We start from the raw sequence: 22,169 nt of genomic DNA, 5'->3' as shown, positions 1-22,169 counted from the left end.
GCCTCAGTGTAACACTACTCATACTCGGCCCGACACATCGCCACGGTATCTTCTATCAGCCGACGCGCTACGGTGCCCGGTGGGGGTAACAGCGGCAAATCGTCATAGCGATACCAGTTCGCTTCCAGCAGTTCTTTCTGATCGATAACAATCTCCCCGCTGTCGTAGTCGGCCATAAAGGCCGTCATCAGCGACTGCGGGAACGGCCACGGCTGAGAGGTGACGTAGCGCAGGTTTTTGACCTTAATCCCGCTCTCCTCCATCACTTCTCGCGCCACCGCCTGTTCCAGCGTTTCGCCCACCTCGACGAAGCCGGCCAGCACGGTGTGAATGCCGTTGCGATGGCGAGTGTGCTGCGCCAGCAGGATGGAATCCTCCCGGCGGATAGCGACGATAATGCACGGCGCAATCTGGGGATAGTAGCGTTCGCGGCAGTGGCTGCAGAGCATCGCCCACTCGGTTTTGCTCCGGTGCATGGTATGACCGCAGTAGCCGCAGTATTTATGCGAGCGGTAAAACTCCGCCAGCTGCACCCCGCGCCCCGCCAGCTGGAACAGACCCACGTCCAGATCCAACACCTGACGAACCGATCCCATGTCCTGACGGCGAGGCTGCTGGATCAACCACACCGCATCCCCCTGCCATTCGCCGATCTTCAGAGCAGGCAGCCCCACTAGATCGAACGCCTCTGCTGCGCCATAAGGGATCTCTCCGCCAGGAAGCCATAATTTTTGTTCGTGACTGACGATCCACCAACCCAGATCTGATTTTTCAATAATACGATCCATATCTATTGCACTACCTTCGCTTCACTGACATGTTGTTAGCATTGTGGTTACATTTTGGATAAGCAGATTCAATCCTAAACCTTGCGGAGTCGACCATGTTAAACCAGCTGGAAAGCCTGACTGAGCGCGTTAGAGGAAGTAACAAACTGGTGGATCGCTGGCTACACGTGCGCAAGCATCTACTCGTGGCTTATTACAATCTGGTCGGTATTAAGCCTGGCAAAGAATCGTTTATGCGACTGAATGAAAAATCGCTGGATGATTTTTGTCAGGGCCTGGTCGACTATCTGTCCGATGGCCATTTCAATATTTATGAACGTATTATCCGCGAAATGGAAGGGACAACGCCGTATTTAGCGGCCAGCAAACTCTATCCGCTGCTGGAAGCCAACACCCAGCAGATTATGGACTACTACGATTCCACGCTTGAGAACGCCATCGATCACGACAACTATCTTGAGTTCCAGCGGGCGCTTTCCGACCTTGGCGAAGCGCTGGAAGAGCGATTCACGCTGGAAGATAAGCTGATCGCCCTCGCTCTGGATAACAGCCTGGATGTCAGCCACGAAGATAACATCGTGCGCCCTGCTTGAGTTCTTAATCGTTAACGAGTAATTTACAACCATTCGCCCCTCTCACGAGGGGGATTTTTCTTGTCGGAGTGCCCAGTGTGAAAGCACGGGCTGAGACCGTTAATTCGGGATCCGCGGAACCTGATCAGGCTAATACCTGCGAAGGGAACAAGAGTCACACTGCTGTTGTATCGCCCCCGGGCGATCCTCTCTTGCTTCATCCGTCGTCTGACAAGCCATGTCCTTCACTTTTGGAATGAGCTATGTCTACTGCAAAACTGACCCGCCGCGAACAGCGCGCACAGGCCCAACACTTCATTGATACCCTGGAAGGCACCGCTTTCCCGAACTCTAAACGCATCTACATTTCCGGCTCGCAGGCCGATATCCGCGTTCCGATGCGTGAAATCCAGCTTAGCCCGACGCTTATCGGCGGCAGCAAAGATAACCCGCAGTATGAAGACAACGAAGCCGTGCCGGTGTATGACACCTCCGGCCCGTACGGCGATCCCTCTGTGACTATCAACGTCCAGCAGGGTCTGGCAAAGCTGCGCCAGCCGTGGATTGACGCGCGTAACGACTGCGAAGAACTGAGCGTACGTAGCTCTACGTACACCAAAGAACGCCTGGCCGACGACGGTCTGGACGAGCTGCGCTTCGCCGGGCTGCTGACGCCGAAACGCGCCAGAGCGGGCAAACGCGTAACCCAGCTGCACTATGCGCGTCAGGGGATCGTCACGCCGGAGATGGAGTTCATCGCCATCCGTGAAAACATGGGCCGTGAGCGCATCCGCAGTGAAATACTGCGCCACCAGCATCCGGGCGAGGGCTTTGGCGCTCGCCTGCCGGAGAACATCACGCCGGAGTTTGTGCGTGATGAAGTGGCCGCCGGCCGCGCCATTATCCCCGCCAACATCAACCACCCGGAATCCGAGCCGATGATTATCGGCCGCAACTTCCTGGTGAAGGTCAACGCTAACATCGGCAACTCGGCCGTTACCTCCTCCATCGAAGAAGAGGTGGAAAAGCTGGTCTGGTCCACGCGCTGGGGCGCGGACACAGTGATGGACCTCTCCACTGGCCGCTATATTCACGAAACCCGCGAGTGGATCCTGCGTAACAGCCCGGTCCCGATTGGCACCGTCCCGATTTATCAGGCGCTGGAAAAGGTCAACGGTATTGCCGAAGACCTCACCTGGGAAGCCTTCCGCGACACGCTGCTGGAGCAGGCTGAACAGGGCGTGGACTACTTCACCATTCACGCGGGCGTGCTGCTGCGCTACGTGCCGATGACGGCGAAGCGTCTGACCGGTATTGTCTCGCGCGGCGGCTCCATCATGGCGAAGTGGTGCCTCTCCCATCATCAGGAAAATTTCCTCTACGAACACTTCCGCGAGATTTGCGAAATCTGTGCCGCCTACGATGTCTCTCTGTCGCTGGGCGATGGCCTGCGTCCGGGCTCCATTCGCGATGCCAACGATGAGGCGCAGTTTGCCGAGCTGCACACGCTGGGTGAGCTGACCAAAATCGCCTGGGAGTATGACGTGCAGGTGATGATTGAAGGCCCGGGACACGTGCCGATGCAGATGATCCGCCGCAACATGACCGAAGAGCTGGAGCACTGCCACGAAGCGCCGTTCTATACCCTGGGGCCGTTGACCACCGATATTGCGCCAGGCTATGACCACTTCACGTCCGGGATTGGTGCGGCGATGATCGGCTGGTTCGGCTGTGCCATGCTTTGCTACGTGACGCCGAAAGAGCACCTCGGCCTGCCAAACAAAGAGGACGTAAAACAGGGGCTGATTACCTACAAAATTGCCGCCCATGCCGCCGATCTGGCCAAAGGCCATCCGGGCGCGCAAATCCGCGATAACGCCATGTCGAAGGCGCGTTTTGAATTCCGCTGGGAAGACCAGTTCAACCTGGCGCTGGACCCGTTCACTGCCCGCGCCTATCACGATGAGACCCTGCCGCAGGAATCGGGCAAAGTCGCACACTTCTGCTCCATGTGCGGACCGAAATTCTGCTCGATGAAAATCAGCCAGGAGGTGCGCGACTACGCCGCAGCGCAAACCATTGAAGTGGGGATGGCGGACATGTCTGAAACCTTCCGCGCGAAAGGTGGCGAAATCTACCTCAAAAAAGAGGAGGCGTAATGTACCAGCCCGATTTCCCGCCCGTTCCCTACCGTTTAGGACTCTATCCGGTGGTGGACAGCGTAGCGTGGATCGAACGCCTGCTGGAGGCTGGCGTTCGCACAATCCAGCTGCGCATCAAGGATAAACGCGATGACGAAGTGGAAGCTGATGTCGTCGCCGCCATTGCGCTGGGGCGTAGGTATAACGCCCGTTTGTTTATCAACGACTACTGGCGACTGGCCGTTAAGCACCAGGCCTACGGCGTGCATCTGGGCCAGGAGGACTTAGAAACAACGAACCTGAGCGCTATCCGCGAAGCCGGATTACGGCTGGGGGTGTCAACACACGACGACATGGAGATCGACGTGGCGCTGGCAGCCCGCCCCTCTTACATCGCACTGGGCCACGTTTTCCCGACGCAGACCAAGCAGATGCCCTCCGCACCGCAGGGACTGACGCAGCTGGCAAGTCACGTCAAACGTCTTACCGATTACCCCACCGTCGCCATCGGTGGCATTAGCCTGGAACGGGCACCGTCCGTGCTGGAGACGGGCGTCGGCAGCATCGCCGTCGTCAGCGCCATCACGCAGGCCGCAGACTGCCAGTCTGCCACTCAACAGCTGTTACAGCTGGCAGGAGCTGGCGATGAACGATCGTGATTTTATGCGCTACAGCCGTCAGATCCTGCTGGAGGATATCGCCATCGACGGGCAGCAAAAACTGCTCGCCAGCCGGGTGCTGATTGTTGGTCTGGGCGGATTAGGCGCACCTGCGGCGCTGTATCTGGCAGGTGCCGGTATCGGCACGCTGGTGCTTGCCGACGACGACGAGGTACATCTCAGCAACCTGCAGCGGCAAATTCTTTTCACCATGGAAGATATCGACCAGCCTAAAGCGCAGATCACCCGGCAGCGGCTGAACCAGCTTAACCCGGACATCGAGCTGATTGCACTGCAGGAGCGGCTCGGTGGTGAACGCCTGCAGCGTGAAGTTGCCCTTGCCGACGTGGTGCTGGACTGCACGGACAATATGGCGACGCGTCAGGCGATTAACGCCGTCTGTGTGGCACATAACACGCCGCTTATCACCGCCAGCGCGGTCGGTTTCGGGGGACAGATGATGGTCCTGACGCCCCCGTGGGCGCAGGGCTGCTATCGCTGCCTGTGGCCGGACGATGCCGAGCCAGAGCGTAACTGCCGCACCGCAGGCATTCTCGGTCCAGTCGTTGGTGTGATGGGCACGCTGCAGGCACTGGAGGCCATCAAGCTGCTCAGCGGCATGGAGACGGAACGTAATACGCTGCGGCTGTTTGATGCGCGCTCAAGCGGTTGGCGTCACCTGGCCTTGCACCGCGCCAGCGGCTGCCCGGTATGCGGAGGCCGCGATGCGCATTCTGTTTAACGATGAGCCCATGAAGTGCGATGACGGACTTACCGTTGCCGTGCTGCTCGAAAGGCTACGCCAGCTCAAGCCGGGAACGGCGCTGGCGCTCAATCAACAGATCCTGCCGCGCGAGCAGTGGGAACATCAGCAGGTCAATGAAGGCGACCAGATCCTGCTGTTTCAGGTCATCGCAGGAGGCTGAGATGTTACGTATTGCCGATAAAGTTTTTGATTCGCATCTGTTTACAGGAACCGGAAAATTCGCCTCGCCGCAGCTGATGGTGGATGCCATTCGTGAAAGCGGCAGCCAGCTGGTGACGCTGGCGCTCAAGCGCGTGGATCTGCGCCACCACAGCGACGCTATTCTGGCTCCTTTACTGGAAGCGGGCGTCACGCTGCTGCCCAACACCTCCGGCGCGAAAACGGCCGAAGAGGCGATTTTCGCCGCACAGCTGGCCCGGGAAGCGCTCGGCACGCGCTGGCTGAAGCTGGAAATACATCCGGATGCCCGCTGGCTGCTGCCTGACCCTATCGAAACGCTGAGGGCCGCTGAAAAGCTGGTGCAGCAAGGGTTTACCGTCCTGCCTTACTGCGGCGCCGACCCGGTCCTGTGTAAACGGCTGGAAGAGGTCGGCTGCGCCGCCGTCATGCCGCTGGGAGCCCCCATCGGCTCCAACCAGGGGCTGGAAACCCGGGCGATGCTGGAGATCATCATCGAGCAAGCCAACGTACCGGTAGTGGTGGATGCGGGTATTGGCGTGCCGAGCCATGCCGCGCAGGCGCTGGAGATGGGTGCCGACGCGGTGCTGGTGAACACGGCTATCGCGGTTGCCGACGATCCGGTCATGATGGCGCGTGCGTTCCGCATGGCCGTTGAGGCCGGCTTGCTGGCAAGGGTTTCCGGCCCCGGCTCGCGCAGTTTTCAGGCGCAGGCCACCAGCCCGTTGACCGGTTTCCTGGAGGCAATCTCATGAGCACGTTTACCGAGCGCTGGCGGGAGCTAAACTGGGACGACATTGCCCTGCGCATCAACAGCAAGACGGCTGCCGACGTGGAGCGCGCGCTGCATGCCCGTCATCTGACCCGCGAGGATCTGATGGCCCTGCTCTCTCCGGCGGCCAGCGCTTACCTCGAACCGATGGCCCAGCGAGCCCAGAGGCTTACCCGTCAGCGCTTTGGCAACACGGTGAGCTTCTACGTCCCGCTCTATCTCTCAAACCTGTGCGCCAATGACTGCACCTACTGCGGTTTCTCCATGAGCAACCGCATCAAGAGAAAAACGCTCGATGAGGATGAGATTGCCCACGAGTGTGCGGCCATACGTGAGATGGGCTTTGAGCATCTTCTGCTGGTTACGGGCGAACATCAGGGAAAGGTGGGAATGGACTATTTTCGTCAGCATCTTCCCGCCATTCGTCGTCAGTTTGCGTCTTTGCAGATGGAGGTGCAGCCCCTGTCTCAGGATGAGTACGCGGAGCTAAAAACGCTCGGGCTGGACGGGGTGATGGTCTATCAGGAAACCTATCACGAGGCGACGTACGCCCGGCACCACCTGAAGGGCAAGAAACAAGACTTCTTTTTCCGGCTGGAAACGCCGGACAGGCTGGGTCGCGCGGGCATCGACAAAATCGGTCTGGGCGCGCTGATCGGGCTCTCCGACAGCTGGCGGGTGGATTGCTACATGGTGGCGGAACATCTGCTGTGGCTCCAGCAGCACTACTGGCAGAGCCGTTATTCCATCTCTTTCCCCCGCCTGCGGCCTTGCGCGGGAGGGATTGAACCAGCCTCGCTGATGGACGAACGCCAGCTGGTGCAGACCATCTGCGCATTTCGCCTGCTTGCCCCGGAGGTTGAGTTATCCCTCTCAACGCGCGAGTCCCCGGCGTTTCGCGATCGCGTGATCCCGCTTGCGATTAACAACGTCAGCGCGTTTTCCAAAACGCAGCCTGGCGGCTACGCCGACGATCGTCCGGAGCTGGAGCAGTTTGTCCCGCACGATGGACGGCGTCCGGAAGCGGTCGCCGCAGCCCTGACGGCACAGGGCCTTCAGCCCGTCTGGAAAGACTGGGACAGCTGGCTGGGAAGATCCTCGCAATAACGTTGCAACGCACCGCAACGCGGTAAAAAATTGTCGAGGGTCTACGAGAAGTCACCACCGGATGATTGCCAGCACTCGTCCGGTTTTTTATTGTCACAGCGTTAGCAACGGATGCTGACCAGGGCGAAAAGCTTCTTCCTCGTTTCGCCCTGCCTCTGATTTATTGCACAAACAGCGACTGCCCATTTAATAAGTATTTTCTTAGCAATCCTTAAGATGAATCATCACGTCAGAAAGCGTATTCCGTATAATTCACCGCTAACCGCAGGACAGCGACTATGCTGAGAGGATATCGGCAGACGAAAAGCATTCACCATCAGGAACGATGTACAGCTCATGGCACTTCACAGCAAAAAGCTCTCTTTTACCCGGCCAATTACGCTCAGCTTCGCGGGGATCCTCTGCAGTTTTGCGGTGATCGCGATCGCCGTGACACTTTCACAGAGAAAGGATTTTCTTGAGGATTATCATAAGATCAATAGCAATTTCACGCATAACCTGGCGGTGAACTACACCGAGTCTATCCTGCGTGAAAACGACTATATCCTTGGCCGCTCTGCCATGTATTTTGCGCGCAACGACAGGCTTAACGAGACGCTCAACGTCAACCCGACCCAGGGGCTGCAGATGATGATGCATTTGCAGAACCTGATGCCGACCGTGTCCTCCATCTCGCTGGCCGACACGCAGGGGCATTATCTCCGCGCACCGGAAGTGCTCCCTACTGAGAAGAGTAAAACCTTCGATCCCCGGACGCGGCCATGGTTTATCGCCCAGGCGGAAGCCAGCATCTTCAGCCACTATACCCGTCCCTATATGGACTACTTTACCGGTCATCCGACGGTCACGCTTTATAAACCCTTGATTTCTCCTGAAGGCAGACTGAAGGGAACGATCGCGTTTCATCTCGATTTGACCTCAATGGGCTACACCCTGCGTCAGATGGTGGCGCCCGTTCAGGGGGAATTCTTTGTCGTCGAACGCGACGGTGCCGTCGTGCTGCACCCTGATACTGGCGCGCTCTTCAAACAGTACGTGAGCGAAGCGCTGATGGACAAAATGACCAGCGGCGAAGGTCATCTCTACGACAAGAAAAACAACGCCTGGTATTACTATTACTCGTTTACCAACCCGGACTGGTTTGTCATATACCGGGTATCGGGCGCGACGCTCACCGATATTACCCGCCACGAAACGACGATCGTTGGCTGGGGGTTCGCGCTGGCGGCCATCATCATCATTCTCTTCGGCTTATACCTCCGCCACGCCTCGCGTAGCGTGTTGATGCACATTATCAATGCCATCAAAACCGGTGATGTCAGCGAGGCTCCACGTCTTGAAGCGATGCTGAGCCACACCATTCAGTCCAATAAAGAACGCGAGATGGCGTATGTGCGCCAGGCAACTCACGATGCGCTGACGGGCTGTAAAAATCGTCGTGCGTTCGATAGCGACGTCGCGGAGCTAATGAATGCCCAACAGCCTTTCGCGATGGCGCTGGTGGATATTGATAACTTCAAATCGATTAACGACACGCTTGGCCACCTGACCGGTGATATCGTCCTGCGCAACGTCGCCCGCGAAGGGATCCAGATAATGCAGCCACATCATGTCTCGGTTTACCGTTACGGTGGAGAAGAGTTCGCGGTGGTTTTCCTGGCTGAGCAGATTCCTTCCGCGCTCTCATTGCTGGAAGCGTGGCGTACCGCCGTTGAAAAACGCGTCTGGCGTGAAGAGAACCTGCGGGTGACGTTCAGCGGCGGCCTTGGAGAGTGGCATTTCGAACCGCTGGAGCAGTTTGTGGGAAGCGTTGATAACGCCCTCTATAGCGCGAAGCAGCAGGGAAAAAACCGCATTATCCGCACGTCCATCAGCTAACCCGCCCTCTTGCACCCTGCCCGTTTCGACGGGCCGGGCACGCGCTAATACAAAATTGTAACCGGTTTCAGAAAATCATCGGTTTCTTTGTGATGCCTGACACACAATCGCGGTAAAGCGGTTGTTGAAGCGTTCTGCACGGGATAATTATCAGTAAACACATGTAGATCGAGGCTGATTATGAAGAACATCGTTTTATGCTGTGCAGCGGGAATGTCAACCAGCATGCTGGTGCAACGTATGAAAGACGCCGCACAGAAAAAAGGGGTTGAAGTCACCATTAAAGCCGTTCCGGTTGCGGAGTTTAAAGACAACATCGCGACGGCCGACATCGTATTGCTGGGGCCACAGGTTAAATACGAGCAGGCGAAACTACAGGCACAGGCCGACCCGCTGGGTAAAAAGGTCGCGGTGATCGACATGATGGATTACGGCATGATGAAAGGCGATGCCGTACTGGAAAAAGCGCTCAAACTTCTGGAGTAACCCGTGGAAGATTTAGAAACAACGATCATGGAACTGCTGGTCAACGCGGGTGCGGCGCGCAGTGCTGCCCTCACCGCGTTACAGCTGGCGCGTAAAGGTGACTTTACCGAAGCCGAAAAGGCGATGGAAGAATCGCGCGAATATGTGAAACATGCCCACACCATACAGACGCAGCTCATTGGGCTTGATGAAGGCACCGGAAAACTTCCGGTTAACCTGATTACCGTTCACTCCCAGGATCACCTGATGAACGCGATGGTCATTCAGGACCTGGCGGGCGATATGATTGAACTTTATCGACGGATCCCGTTGGTAAACTAATAACATACAGATGTAAAAAAACCCGCCGAGGCGGGTTTTTTATTAGCGGACTCAACGATTACTCGTTGTCGGAACCACCCAGACCTGCGTTCAGCAGTTCTGCCAGGCTCGCGGATGCATCTTCAGCAGTCACCTGCGGTGCAGCTGGCAGTTCGCCTGCAGCACGACGACGCATACGATCCTGGTGGTACGCATAACCGGTACCCGCCGGGATCAGACGACCCACGATGACGTTCTCTTTCAGACCGCGCAGTTCATCACGTTTACCTGCAACAGCGGCTTCGGTCAGGACACGCGTGGTTTCCTGGAACGATGCTGCAGAGATGAAGGACTCGGTTGCCAGAGACGCTTTGGTGATACCCAGCAGATCGCGCGAGAAGGTCGCACCGATTTTGCCGTTCGCTTCCAGTTCGCGGTTAGCGATCTTGACGCGAGAGTATTCAACCTGTTCGCCTTCCAGGAACTCGGAGCTGCCCGCGTTTTCGATGGTTGCTTTACGCAGCATCTGACGAACGATAACTTCGATGTGCTTATCGTTAATCTTAACGCCCTGCAGACGATAAACGTCCTGTACTTCGTTGGTGATGTAACGCGTTACCGCGTGTACGCCACGAAGACGCAGAATGTCGTGCGGTGCTTCTGGACCATCGGACACCACGTCACCACGTTCTACACGTTCACCTTCGAACACGTTGAGCTGACGCCACTTAGGAATCATCTCTTCGTACGGCTCGCTGCCATCTACTGGGGTGATAACCAGACGGCGTTTACCTTTGGTCTCTTTACCGAAGGAGATGATACCGCTGATTTCAGCCAGGATTGCAGGCTCTTTCGGACGACGTGCTTCGAACAGGTCAGCAACGCGTGGCAGACCACCGGTGATGTCCTTGGTACCACTGGATTCCTGAGGAATACGCGCCAGAGCATCACCCGCACCGATCTGAATACCATCTTCCAGCTGAACGATCGCTTTACCCGGCAGGAAGTACTGCGCAGGCATGTCGGTACCCGGGATCAGAACGTCGTTCCCCTGAGCATCAACGATTTTCAGTGCAGGACGCAGGTCTTTACCACCCGCAGTACGCTCTGCAGAATCCAGAACCACCAGAGAAGACAGACCGGTCAGCTCGTCGGTCTGACGAGTAATGGTCTGGCCGTCGATCATGTCAGTGAAGCGGATGAAACCACTCACTTCGGTGATAACCGGCATGGTGTGTGGATCCCAGTTTGCTACGGTTTCACCGCCGGCAACCTGCTCGCCATCACCTTTCGCCATAACAGCACCGTAAGGCACTTTATAGCTCTCTTTGGTACGACCGAATTCGTCGATCAGCTTCAGCTCGGTGTTACGAGAGGTCACAACCAGCTTGCCAGCGGAGTTAACAACAGACTTCGCGTTGCTGAGCTTGATGCTACCTTTGTTTTTCACCTGGATGCTGGATTCAGCAGCCGCACGAGATGCCGCACCACCGATGTGGAACGTACGCATCGTCAGCTGTGTACCCGGCTCACCGATGGACTGTGCCGCGATAACGCCGATAGCTTCACCTTTGTTGATGATGTGGCCACGCGCCAGGTCACGACCATAGCAGTGCGCACATACACCAAAGTCGGTGTCACAAGATACAACGGAACGTACTTTTACGGAGTCAACAGAGTTCGCTTCCAGCAGGTCACACCAGTGCTCGTGCAGCAGCGTGTTGCGTGGAACCAGAATGTCTGCAGTACCCGGCTTCAGAATATCTTCCGCGGTTACACGACCCAGTACGCGATCGCGCAGTGGCTCTTTAACATCACCACCCTCGATAACCGGGGTCATGGTGATACCTTCGAGGGTGCCACAATCGTCTTCGGTCACAACCAGATCCTGCGCAACGTCAACCAGACGACGCGTCAGATAACCGGAGTTCGCTGTCTTCAGTGCGGTATCCGCCAGACCTTTACGCGCACCGTGCGTGGAGATGAAGTACTGGAGTACGTTCAGACCTTCACGGAAGTTCGCGGTGATTGGCGTTTCGATGATGGAGCCATCTGGCTTCGCCATCAGACCACGCATACCTGCCAGCTGACGAATCTGTGCTGCGGAACCACGCGCACCGGAGTCGGCCATCATGTAGATGCTGTTGAAGGAAACCTGCTGCTCTTCTACGCCGTCACGGTTAATCACGGTTTCGGTCTGCAGGTTATCCATCATCGCTTTGGATACACGATCGTTCGCCGCTGCCCAGATATCGATAACTTTGTTATAGCGTTCGCCCGCGGTAACCAGACCAGACTGGAACTGCTCCTGGATCTCAGCAACTTCGGCTTCCGCTTCAGAGATGATCTCGTGTTTCTTCTCTGGGATGACCATGTCATCGATACCAACAGATGCACCTGAACGCGCTGCATAAGCAAAGCCGGTGTACATTGTCTGGTCAGCGAAGATAACGGTCGGCTTCAGGCCCAGAATGCGGTAACAGGTGTTCAGCATTTTGGAGATAGCCTTCTTGCCCAGCGCCTGGTTGACGATGGAGAAAGGCAGACCTTTCGGTACGATCATCCACAGAATGGCACGGCCAACGGTCGTGTCTTTCAGGCTGGTTTTCGCAACGAATTCGCCGTTAGCATCTTTTTCGTATTCGGTGATACGCACTTTAACGCGCGCATGCAGAGAGGCCAGGCCAGCGCGATAAATACGCTCAGCTTCTTTCGGGCCAGTCAGCACCATGCCTTCGCCTTTGGCGTTAACACAGTCACGGGTCATGTAGTACAGACCCAATACAACGTCCTGAGAAGGAACGATAATTGGTTCACCGTTCGCTGGAGACAGGATGTTGTTGGTAGACATCATCAGCGCACGCGCTTCGAGCTGGGCTTCCAGCGTCAGCGGTACGTGAACAGCCATCTGGTCACCATCGAAGTCGGCGTTATATGCCGCACAAACCAGCGGGTGCAGCTGGATAGCTTTACCTTCGATCAGGACTGGCTCAAATGCCTGGATACCCAGACGGTGCAGGGTTGGTGCACGGTTCAGCAGTACCGGGTGTTCGCGGATAACTTCGTCCAGGATATCCCAAACGACAGCTTCTTCACGCTCAACCATTTTCTTAGCGGCTTTGATGGTGGTGGCCAGGCCACGCAGTTCCAGCTTGCCGTAGATGAACGGTTTGAACAGCTCCAGTGCCATTTTCTTCGGCAGACCGCACTGATGCAGACGCAGGTATGGACCTACGGTGATTACAGAACGACCGGAGTAGTCAACACGCTTACCGAGCAGGTTCTGACGGAAACGACCCTGCTTACCTTTGATCATGTCGGCCAAAGATTTCAGAGGACGTTTGTTAGAACCGGTGATCGCACGACCACGACGACCGTTATCCAGCAGGGCATCTACCGCTTCCTGCAGCATACGTTTTTCGTTGCGTACGATGATGTCCGGCGCAGCCAGATCCAGCAGACGTTTCAGACGGTTGTTACGGTTGATAACGCGACGATACAGATCGTTCAGATCGGACGTTGCGAAACGACCACCATCCAGCGGAACCAGCGGACGCAGATCTGGCGGCAGAACCGGCAGAACGGTCAGGATCATCCACTCTGGTTTGTTACCAGACTGAACGAACGCTTCCAGCAGTTTGATACGCTTGGTCAGCTTTTTACGCTTAGTTTCGGAGTTAGTTTCGTTCAGCTCTTCACGCAGCTGCTCGCACTCTTGCTCCAGGTCCATGCTCTTAAGCAGGGCCTGAATAGCTTCCGCACCCATCTTCGCGTCGAATTCGTCACCGAACTCTTCCAGCGCGTCCAGATACTGCTCTTCAGTCAGAATCTGGTGACGTTCCAGGTTCGTCATCCCGCCTTCGATAACCACATAAGATTCGAAGTACAGAACACGTTCGATATCGCGCAGCGGCATATCCAGCAGCAGACCGATACGGGACGGCAGAGATTTCAGGAACCAGATGTGAGCAGTCGGAGACGCCAGTTCGATGTGGCCCATGCGCTCACGACGCACTTTAGTCTGGGTCACTTCAACGCCGCACTTCTCACAGATCACACCACGGTGTTTCAGGCGCTTGTACTTACCGCACAGGCACTCGTAATCTTTTACTGGCCCGAAAATACGCGCACAGAAAAGGCCGTCACGCTCAGGTTTGAACGTACGGTAGTTGATGGTTTCCGGCTTTTTAACTTCACCGAAAGACCATGAACGGATCATGTCTGGCGAAGCCAGAGCAATTTTGATCGCATCAAACTCTTCGGTTTTAGTCTGCGCTTTCAGAAACTTTAATAAATCTTTCACGGATTTGCTCCCGTCGGAGTTAGCACAATCTGGTGCCGGGGGTTAACCCGGCACCAGTGACCTGTTTGAGCGAGAATTACTCGTCTTCCAGTTCGATGTTGATACCCAGCGAACGAATCTCTTTCAACAGTACGTTGAAGGATTCAGGCATGCCCGGTTCCATCTGATGGTTGCCGTCCACGATGTTCTTATACATCTTGGTACGACCGTTCACGTCATCAGACTTAACGGTGAGCATTTCCTGCAGGGTGTATGCCGCGCCGTATGCTTCCAGCGCCCACACTTCCATCTCCCCGAAGCGCTGACCACCGAACTGTGCCTTACCACCCAGCGGCTGCTGAGTAACCAGGCTGTAAGAACCGGTAGAACGAGCGTGCATCTTGTCGTCGACCAAGTGGTTCAGTTTCAGCATGTACATGTAACCTACGGTTACCGGACGCTCGAACTGTTCACCGGTACGGCCGTCAAACAGCGTAATCTGACCAGACGTTGGCAGCCCACCCAGTTGCAGCAGCTCTTTAATTTCAGCTTCTTTCGCACCATCGAATACTGGCGTTGCGATTGGCATACCTTTTTTCAGGTTCTCAGCCAGGCGCAGCACTTCTTCATCGCTGAAGGTGTTCAGGTCGACTTTCTGACGCACATCGGTACCCAGATCGTAGGCACGCTGGATGAATTCGCGCAGTTTCGCGACTTCTTCCTGCTGCTTCAGCATGGCGTTAATCTTGTCGCCGATACCTTTCGCAGCCATACCCAGGTGGGTTTCCAGAATCTGACCGATGTTCATACGAGACGGTACGCCCAGTGGGTTCAGTACGATATCTACCGGCGTACCGTTAGCATCGTGCGGCATATCTTCGATCGGGTTGATCTTAGAGATAACACCCTTGTTACCGTGACGACCTGCCATCTTATCACCAGGCTGGATCTGACGTTTAACAGCCAGATACACCTTAACAATCTTCAGCACGCCTGGTGCCAGATCGTCGCCCTGAGTGATTTTACGGCGTTTCGCTTCGAGTTTTTTCTCGAACTCGTGTTTCAGTTCGTCATACTGCTCAGCCAGTTGTTCCAGCTGATTCTGTTTCTCTTCGTCGGTCAGGCCCAGTTCCAGCCAGCGATCGCGTGGCAGTTTGTCGAGCTTCTCAGCTTCAACGCCACCGGCAACCAGCACCGCATAGATACGGCTGAACAGACCCGCTTCGAGGATCTGCAGTTCTTCAGACAGGTCTTTCTTAGCCTGTTTGAGCTGCATCTCTTCGATTTCCAGCGCACGTTTATCTTTTTCAACGCCGTCACGGGTGAAGACCTGAACGTCGATAACCGTACCGGAAACACCGTTAGGTACGCGCAGAGAAGAATCTTTAACGTCAGACGCTTTCTCACCGAAGATGGCACGCAGCAGTTTCTCTTCTGGCGTCAGCTGGGTTTCACCTTTCGGTGTTACCTTACCAACCAGAATGTCGCCGCCGGTCACTTCCGCACCGATATAAACGATACCGGATTCATCCAGTTTGGAGAGCGCAGCTTCACCCACGTTAGGGATGTCAGCGGTGATCTCTTCTGGCCCCAGCTTGGTGTCACGGGACACACATGCCAGTTCCTGAATGTGGATGGTGGTGAAACGATCTTCCTGAACCACACGCTCGGAGACGAGGATGGAATCTTCGAAGTTGTAACCGTTCCACGGCATGAACGCTACGCGCATGTTCTGACCAAGCGCCAGTTCACCGAGGTCGGTGGACGGACCGTCTGCCAGCACGTCGCCGCGCTCAACTGGCTCACCCAGAGACACACATGGCATCTGGTTGATACAGGTGTTCTGGTTAGAACGGGTGTATTTGGTCAGGTTATAAATGTCGATACCTGCTTCGCCCGGGTACATCTCGTCTTCGTTAACTTTGATAACGATACGGGAGGCATCCACGTACTGAACAGTACCGCCACGTTTAGCAACCGCAGTAACACCGGAGTCAACGGCAACAGCACGTTCCATACCGGTACCAACCAGCGGCTTATCAGCGCGCAGAGTTGGAACGGCCTGACGTTGCATGTTCGCACCCATCAATGCACGGTTGGCGTCATCGTGTTCCAGGAACGGGATCAGGGACGCACCGACAGAAACCACCTGCTGGGTGGAAACGTCCATGTAGTCAACCTGATCGCGGCTGAACAAGCTTGATTCGCCTTTGCTACGGCAGGTAACCAGATCTTCTACAAAGTGGCCTTCGTCATCCAGGTTGGAGTTCGCCTGAGCGATAACGTAGTTGCCTTCTTCGATAGCAGACAGGTAGTGAATTTCGTCGGTTACAACACCGTCAGTCACTTTACGATACGGGGTCTCAAGGAAACCGTATTCGTTTGTCTGTGCGTACACGGACAGGGAGTTGATCAGACCGATGTTTGGACCTTCAGGCGTTTCGATAGGACATACGCGACCATAGTGCGTCGGGTGTACGTCTCGAACTTCGAAGCCTGCACGTTCACGGGTCAAACCGCCTGGGCCGAGTGCAGAGATACGACGCTTGTGCGTAATCTCAGACAGCGGGTTGTTCTGGTCCATGAACTGAGACAGCTGGCTGGAACCGAAGAACTCTTTCACTGCTGCAGAAATCGGCTTGGCGTTGATCATATCCTGAGGCATCAGGGTGTCCAGATCGCCCAGAGACAGACGCTCCTTCACCGCACGCTCTACACGTACCAGGCCAACGCGGAACTGGTTTTCCGCCATTTCGCCTACGGAACGGATACGACGGTTGCCGAGGTGGTCGATATCGTCCACTTCGCCTTTACCGTTACGGATATCGATGAGCTTCTTCATCACTTCGATGATGTCGTCTTTGCTCAGGATACCGGAACCTTCGATCTCATCACGCAGCAGAGAACGGTTGAACTTCATACGACCAACCGCAGACAGATCGTAGCGGTCTTCAGAGAAGAACAGGTTCTCGAACAGGCTTTCAGCCGCTTCGCGAGTTGGTGGCTCACCAGGACGCATCATGCGGTAGATTTCAACCAGCGCACTCAGACGATCGGTCGTTGGGTCGACGCGGATAGTCTCAGAGATATAAGGACCGTGGTCCAGATCGTTGGTGAACAGCGTTTCGATACGTTTGTGGCCAGACTGGCTCAGCTTAGCCAGCAGATCCAGGCTCAGCTCCATGTTCGCCGGGCAGATCAGCTCGCCAGTTGATTCATCAACGTAATCTTTCGCGGCTACTTTTCCTGCAATGTATTCAACCGGAACTTCGATGTGTTTGATATCATCTTTTTCCAGCTGACGGATGTGACGCGCAGTGATACGGCGACCTTTTTCCACATACACTTTGCCGTCGGCTTCGATGTCGAACGACGCGGTCTCACCACGCAGACGTTCCGGCACCAGCTCCATCTGCAGCTTGTTGTCGCGGATTTCAAAGATCACTTTCTCAAAGAACAGGTCCAGGATCTGCTCAGTGGTATATTGCAGCGCACGCAGAATGATGGTTGCAGGCAGTTTGCGACGACGGTCGATACGGACAAACAGGTTGTCTTTTGGATCGAACTCGAAGTCCAGCCATGAACCACGGTAAGGAATGATGCGCGCGTTATACAGTACTTTACCGGAAGAGTGTGTTTTACCTTTATCGCTGTCGAAGAAGACGCCCGGGCTACGATGCAGCTGGGAAACGATAACACGCTCAGTACCGTTGATAACGAAAGTACCGTTGTCTGTCATGAGTGGAATTTCACCCATGTAGACTTCTTGTTCTTTAATGTCTTTTACGGTGCCTTCTGGCGCTTCGCGCTCGTAGATCACCAGACGCAGTTTTACGCGCAGCGGTGCGGAATAGGTCACGCCACGGATCTGACATTCCTGAACGTCAAACACCGGCTCGCCAAGGCGATAGCTGACGTACTGCAGCTCGGAATTACCGCTGTAGCTCTGAATCGGGAACACGGAACGGAAGGCTGCTTCCAGACCGTACTGCCCTTCAGGATCTTGCTCGATAAACTTCTGGAACGAGTCAAGCTGGATAGAAAGGAGATATGGAATGTCCAGAACTTGTGGACGTTTACCAAAATCCTTACGAATACGTTTTTTCTCGGTATAGGAGTAAACCATAGGGTTCCTCAGCTCGCTGACAAGTCGACCCATCTGTCCGACGAAGGGACAGTTTGTGCAACACCATTTTGTGGACCGGAAAATTGAATACTTTCCGCAATACCTGTTGCTATCACGCTTAAACCATTTCGTCGCGATTTACACAGAGCGAGCACCCTGTCGCAATATATTAAGTCGTCGATAGAAACATGCATTGTCAGGACAATCAGCAGTCAAACAGTGTGAAATGCTACTGATGCCTTACAGCGCAAAAAGGCTGGTGACTAAAAAGTCACCAGCCATCAGCCTAATTACTTAGGCTGCAACCAGAAAAGTTGGCTTATTTAACTTCAACTTCAGCGCCAGCTTCTTCCAGAGATTTTTTCAGTGCTTCTGCGTCGTCTTTGCTCACGCCTTCTTTCAGCGCAGCTGGAGCAGATTCTACCAGGTCTTTAGCTTCTTTCAGACCCAGGCCAGTTGCGCCACGTACTGCTTTGATAACAGCAACTTTGTTAGCGCCAGCAGCTTTCAGAATTACGTCGAATTCAGTTTTTTCTTCAGCAGCTTCAGCCGGGCCAGCAGCTACAGCTACAGCAGCAGCAGCAGAAACACCGAATTTTTCTTCCATTGCAGAAATCAGTTCTACAACGTCCATTACGGACATAGCTGCAACTGCTTCAATGATTTGATCTTTAGTGATAGACATTTAAATTGTTCCTGAAAATCAGAATAAGTTTATACGTAAGCGAATGCTTTATAAAGATAACTGCGATTAAGCAGCTTCTTTCGCATCGCGAACAGCAGCCAGAGTGCGAACCAGTTTGCCAGCCGAAGCTTCTTTCATGGTTGCCATCAGGCGTGCAATTGCTTCTTCGTAGGTCGGCAGGGTTGCCAGGCGATCGATTTGCGATGCCGGGATCAACTCACCTTCAAAGGCTGCAGCTTTGACCTCAAATTTTGCATTCGCTTTCGCGAACTCTTTGAACAGACGAGCAGCAGCGCCCGGGTGTTCCATAGAGTATGCAATCAGGGTCGGACCAACAAACGTGTCTTTCAGGCACTCGAACTGAGTACCTTCAACTACGCGACGCAGCAGGGTGTTACGAACAACACGCATGTATACGCCAGCTTCACGACCTGCTTTACGCAGTTCAGTCATTTTGTCTACAGTAACGCCACGGGAATCCGCAACTACTGCAGACAGCGCGCCTTTGGCTACTTCGCTGACTTCAGCAACAATCGCTTGTTTGTCTTGAAGATTTAAAGCCATTAGCTTTGCTCCTGGATGTTTGCCGGAACTCATGTTCCGGAACTCACTTCACTCAACCCAACGGGAAGAGCGTCTTAATACGGTGAGCAGAAACAAGCCAGAGTATCCAAAAATAATCTTAGCGTTCTGTCACCGTCTACGCAGGGGATTAAGTCTCTTGCGAAACACCTGCGGTCTTCGACGGAGGCCTGGATTAGGCCAGGCTCCAACGAACAAATCTTTTAGCCGCTAACTTTTGTTAGCAAACGTGGGGGTAAGATTGTAGACAAAATCACCGCCCACGTAAAGGCATTAGTTTGCAGCAGCGCTCAGGCCAGCCTGGTCAACTGCAACACCTGCACCCATGGTGGTGGAGATGCTAACTTTCTTGATGTACACGCCTTTCGCCTGAGTTGGTTTTGCTTTTTTCAGCGCAACCAGCAGAGCTTCCAGGTTTTCTTTCAGTTTGTCAGCGTCAAAGTCCACTTTACCGATGGTGGTGTGGATGATGCCGTTTTTGTCGTTACGATAACGAACCTGACCTGCTTTAGCGTTCTTAACCGCTTCAGCAACGTTAGGAGTTACAGTACCTACTTTCGGGTTAGGCATCAGGCCGCGTGGACCCAGAACCTGGCCCAGCTGGCCAACAACGCGCATTGCATCTGGAGAAGCAATAACAACGTCAAAGTTCATTTCGCCTTTCTTGATCTGATCAGCCAGATCTTCCATACCTACCAGTTCAGCGCCGGCAGCTTTAGCAGCTTCAGCGTTTGCACCCTGAGCAAATACAGCTACGCGAACGGAACGGCCAGTACCGTGTGGCAGTACAGTTGCGCCACGAACGTTCTGATCGGATTTACGCGCGTCGATGCCGAGGTTCACGGCAACGTCAACGCTTTCAACGAACTTAGCAGTTGCCAGTTCTTTCAGCAGAGCGATAGCTTCGTTGATGTCGTACTGTTTGGTCGCATCAACTTTGTCACGGATCACGGACATGCGCTTGGTCAGTTTAGCCATTTCTTAGTCCTCCACTACCAGGCCCATGGAACGTGCAGTACCTTCGATTGAGCGAGTCATCGCTTCAATGTCGGCACCAGTCATGTCGGCAGCTTTGGTCTGCGCGATTTCCTGCAGCTGAGCGCGGGAAATTTTACCCACTTTGTCTTTGTTCGGTTTACCGGAACCAGACTTGATACCAGCCGCTTTCTTCAGCAGAACTGCTGCTGGAGGGGTTTTGGTAACGAAAGTGAAAGAACGGTCAGCGTAAACAGTGATTACGACTGGGATTGGCAGACCTTTTTCCAGGGATTCAGTTTTTGCGTTGAACGCTTTACAGAATTCCATGATGTTCACACCCTGCTGACCCAGAGCTGGACCAACTGGTGGACTTGGGTTCGCCATACCAGCTGCAACCTGCAGCTTGACGTAGGCTTGTACTTTCTTAGCCATTCTAAAATCCTCTGATTGGGTAATAGCGCCTCAGGAAGGCTCCCCGTGAATAAAATTCGTTTTACGGGCCGGGCCCATAAAAACAAAAGGCGCGAAATTGTATTCCAATCTCGCGCCTTGTGCAACGATTAAATCGTCGCTTTTTTGATCGCTGTTTAGGCTTTTTCTACCTGAGCAAAGTCCAGTTCTACCGGGGTCGCACGACCGAAGATAGAAACAGAAACTTTCAGGCGGGACTTCTCGTAGTCCACTTCTTCAACCACGCCGTTAAAGTCAGCAAACGGACCGTCGCTAACACGAACCATCTCACCCGGTTCAAACAGCGTTTTCGGACGTGGCTTATCACCCACCTGCTGCAGGCGGTTCATAATCGCATCAACTTCTTTGTCGCTGATTGGCGCCGGACGGTCAGACGTGCCGCCGATAAAGCCCATCACGCGCGGTACGCTGCGCACCAGGTGCCAGCTCGCGTCGTTCATCACCATCTGAACCAGCACGTAACCCGGGAAGAATTTGCGCTCGCTTTTGCGACGCTGGCCGCCACGGATCTCGACCACTTCTTCGGTCGGCACCATAACTTCGCCAAACAACTCTTCCATATTATGTAATTTGATATGCTCACGCAGCGACGTTGCTACGCGGCCTTCAAAACCGGAAAACGCCTGAACGACGTACCAACGCTTTTTAGGGGCTTCAGACATCTTAGAACCTCAGGCCAGTGATAAAGGAAACCAGGCGAACCAGAATACCATCCAGTCCCCACAGGATCAGTGACATTACCGCAGTCACAGCAGCCACAATCAGAGTGGTGTGCAGTGTTTCCTGGCGAGTTGGCCAAATCACCTTGCGGACTTCGGTACGCGCTTCACGTGCAAAAGCAACGGTTGCCTTACCTTTAGTCGTTAACAGCGCGACACCACCCGCTGCAGCAATCAGAATCACCACTGCCAGCGCGCGGAGCGGCAGCATCATGTCACGATAAAGATAGTTGCCAACGATTGCCACAATCAGCAGCACGGCAACAGCGACCCACTTCATCGCTTCCAGGCCGCGCCCGCTCCCTTGAGCTTCGGTATTCGCACTCATAAACCAACCTGTCAGAAGAATTCTACAAATAATTTCACCCCGCGATTGCGAGGCGAGCCAAATCGATACGCTTAATCCCTTTACGGATTATACGCTCTCTGCAGAGCCTGTCTCAGCAATGATTATGACAAAAATAATCACTGATGAGCCAGGTTCTGATGTGAAAGCGTGCAAAAAGGGCATCAAATGATGCCCTTTTCATGCGCATTGCGTCAAATGTTATCAGCAATTAGCCGAGAACTTTAGCAACCACGCCAGCACCAACGGTACGACCACCTTCACGGATTGCGAAACGCAGACCGTCGTCCATCGCGATTGGGTGGATCAGAGTCACAACCATCTTGATGTTGTC

The 22,169-nt window shown here is 54.5% G+C and carries 19 protein-coding genes, 1 pseudogene and 1 riboswitch; of the genes and pseudogenes, 10 read left to right on the top strand and 10 right to left on the bottom strand.

All coding sequences use genetic code 11. The annotated features are described in order from the left end of the window. Positions 1–14 precede the first annotated feature (14 nt). Entirely contained in the window at positions 15–788 is a 774-nt protein-coding gene (gene nudC / locus ABR39_RS00635; RefSeq protein WP_047345351.1) for an NAD(+) diphosphatase, read from the bottom strand. Between the two features lie 95 nt (positions 789–883). On the opposite strand from nudC, the gene ABR39_RS00630 reads away from it, so the two are divergent. The 10 genes from ABR39_RS00630 to ABR39_RS00585 all read left to right on the top strand — a co-directional run bounded on the left by ABR39_RS00630 (position 884) and on the right by ABR39_RS00585 (position 9,667). Beyond that, positions 884–1,381, top strand: coding sequence for an Rsd/AlgQ family anti-sigma factor (locus tag ABR39_RS00630; RefSeq protein WP_047345350.1), 498 nt, complete (start codon positions 884–886; stop codon positions 1,379–1,381). A gap of 54 nt (positions 1,382–1,435) precedes the next feature. Further along, positions 1,436–1,545: riboswitch (TPP riboswitch) on the top strand. A 78-nt stretch (positions 1,546–1,623) separates the two neighbouring features. Continuing rightward, positions 1,624–3,519, top strand: a complete 1,896-nt coding sequence (gene thiC, locus ABR39_RS00625) for a phosphomethylpyrimidine synthase ThiC (protein WP_047345349.1) — start codon at positions 1,624–1,626, stop codon at positions 3,517–3,519. Further along, positions 3,519–4,160, top strand: a complete 642-nt coding sequence (thiE, locus tag ABR39_RS00620) for a thiamine phosphate synthase (RefSeq protein ID WP_047345348.1) — start codon at positions 3,519–3,521, stop codon at positions 4,158–4,160. The genes thiC and thiE overlap by 1 nt, the downstream gene beginning before the upstream one ends. Next, positions 4,147–4,902 carry a HesA/MoeB/ThiF family protein gene (locus ABR39_RS00615; protein ID WP_047345347.1) on the top strand — a complete coding sequence of 252 codons (756 nt, stop codon included), beginning with the start codon at positions 4,147–4,149 and terminating at the stop codon, positions 4,900–4,902. Before thiE ends, ABR39_RS00615 begins: the two co-directional genes overlap by 14 nt. Next, positions 4,886–5,086, top strand: a complete 201-nt coding sequence (gene thiS, locus ABR39_RS00610) for a sulfur carrier protein ThiS (RefSeq protein ID WP_010425940.1) — start codon at positions 4,886–4,888, stop codon at positions 5,084–5,086. The genes ABR39_RS00615 and thiS overlap by 17 nt, the downstream gene beginning before the upstream one ends. 1 nt (position 5,087) lies before the next feature. After that, positions 5,088–5,858, top strand: coding sequence for a thiazole synthase (gene thiG / locus ABR39_RS00605; RefSeq protein ID WP_047345346.1), 771 nt, complete (start codon positions 5,088–5,090; stop codon positions 5,856–5,858). Beyond that, positions 5,855–6,982, top strand: coding sequence for a 2-iminoacetate synthase ThiH (gene thiH / locus ABR39_RS00600; protein ID WP_047345345.1), 1,128 nt, complete (start codon positions 5,855–5,857; stop codon positions 6,980–6,982). Before thiG ends, thiH begins: the two co-directional genes overlap by 4 nt. A gap of 336 nt (positions 6,983–7,318) precedes the next feature. Further along, positions 7,319–8,860, top strand: a complete 1,542-nt coding sequence (locus ABR39_RS00595; protein ID WP_047345344.1) for a sensor domain-containing diguanylate cyclase — start codon at positions 7,319–7,321, stop codon at positions 8,858–8,860. A 180-nt stretch (positions 8,861–9,040) separates the two neighbouring features. Further along, positions 9,041–9,346 carry a PTS sugar transporter subunit IIB gene (locus tag ABR39_RS00590; protein ID WP_014882067.1) on the top strand — a complete coding sequence of 102 codons (306 nt, stop codon included), beginning with the start codon at positions 9,041–9,043 and terminating at the stop codon, positions 9,344–9,346. A gap of 3 nt (positions 9,347–9,349) precedes the next feature. Continuing rightward, positions 9,350–9,667 (top strand): PTS lactose/cellobiose transporter subunit IIA, encoded by a 318-nt coding sequence (locus tag ABR39_RS00585; RefSeq protein WP_047345343.1) that lies wholly within the window; start codon positions 9,350–9,352, stop codon positions 9,665–9,667. A gap of 58 nt (positions 9,668–9,725) precedes the next feature. Here the strand turns inward: ABR39_RS00585 and rpoC are convergent, their stop codons facing one another. The 9 genes and pseudogenes from rpoC to tuf all read right to left on the bottom strand — a co-directional run. Further along, positions 9,726–13,949, bottom strand: a complete 4,224-nt coding sequence (gene rpoC, locus ABR39_RS00580) for a DNA-directed RNA polymerase subunit beta' (RefSeq protein ID WP_047345342.1) — start codon at positions 13,947–13,949, stop codon at positions 9,726–9,728. A 76-nt stretch (positions 13,950–14,025) separates the two neighbouring features. Further along, the gene (gene rpoB, locus ABR39_RS00575; RefSeq protein WP_047345341.1) at positions 14,026–18,054 is read right to left on the bottom strand and encodes a DNA-directed RNA polymerase subunit beta; all 4,029 of its coding nucleotides are present in this window, start codon (positions 18,052–18,054) and stop codon (positions 14,026–14,028) included. 319 nt (positions 18,055–18,373) lie between these two features. Further along, complete coding sequence (gene rplL / locus ABR39_RS00570) at positions 18,374–18,739, bottom strand: 50S ribosomal protein L7/L12 (RefSeq protein WP_006176746.1); 366 nt, start codon at positions 18,737–18,739, stop codon at positions 18,374–18,376. 66 nt (positions 18,740–18,805) lie between these two features. Next, positions 18,806–19,303, bottom strand: coding sequence for a 50S ribosomal protein L10 (gene rplJ / locus ABR39_RS00565; RefSeq protein WP_001207203.1), 498 nt, complete (start codon positions 19,301–19,303; stop codon positions 18,806–18,808). 291 nt (positions 19,304–19,594) lie between these two features. Further along, positions 19,595–20,299 (bottom strand): 50S ribosomal protein L1, encoded by a 705-nt coding sequence (gene rplA / locus ABR39_RS00560; RefSeq protein WP_006810530.1) that lies wholly within the window; start codon positions 20,297–20,299, stop codon positions 19,595–19,597. Positions 20,300–20,302: 3 nt separating this feature from the next. Further along, positions 20,303–20,731, bottom strand: coding sequence for a 50S ribosomal protein L11 (gene rplK, locus ABR39_RS00555; protein ID WP_008503452.1), 429 nt, complete (start codon positions 20,729–20,731; stop codon positions 20,303–20,305). A gap of 155 nt (positions 20,732–20,886) precedes the next feature. Then, complete coding sequence (nusG, locus tag ABR39_RS00550; RefSeq protein WP_002438628.1) at positions 20,887–21,432, bottom strand: transcription termination/antitermination protein NusG; 546 nt, start codon at positions 21,430–21,432, stop codon at positions 20,887–20,889. Position 21,433: 1 nt separating this feature from the next. Beyond that, entirely contained in the window at positions 21,434–21,817 is a 384-nt protein-coding gene (gene secE, locus ABR39_RS00545) for a preprotein translocase subunit SecE (protein ID WP_014068449.1), read from the bottom strand. Between the two features lie 229 nt (positions 21,818–22,046). Continuing rightward, positions 22,047–22,169, bottom strand: a pseudogene (gene tuf, locus ABR39_RS24465) (elongation factor Tu); the annotation flags it as partial.

The organism is Enterobacter genomosp. O (assembly GCF_001022965.1).
Lineage (GTDB): Bacteria > Pseudomonadota > Gammaproteobacteria > Enterobacterales > Enterobacteriaceae > Enterobacter > Enterobacter cloacae_L.
The sequence above is the reverse complement of the archived record's forward strand: the minus strand, read 5'-3'. Positions and strand labels throughout refer to the sequence as shown.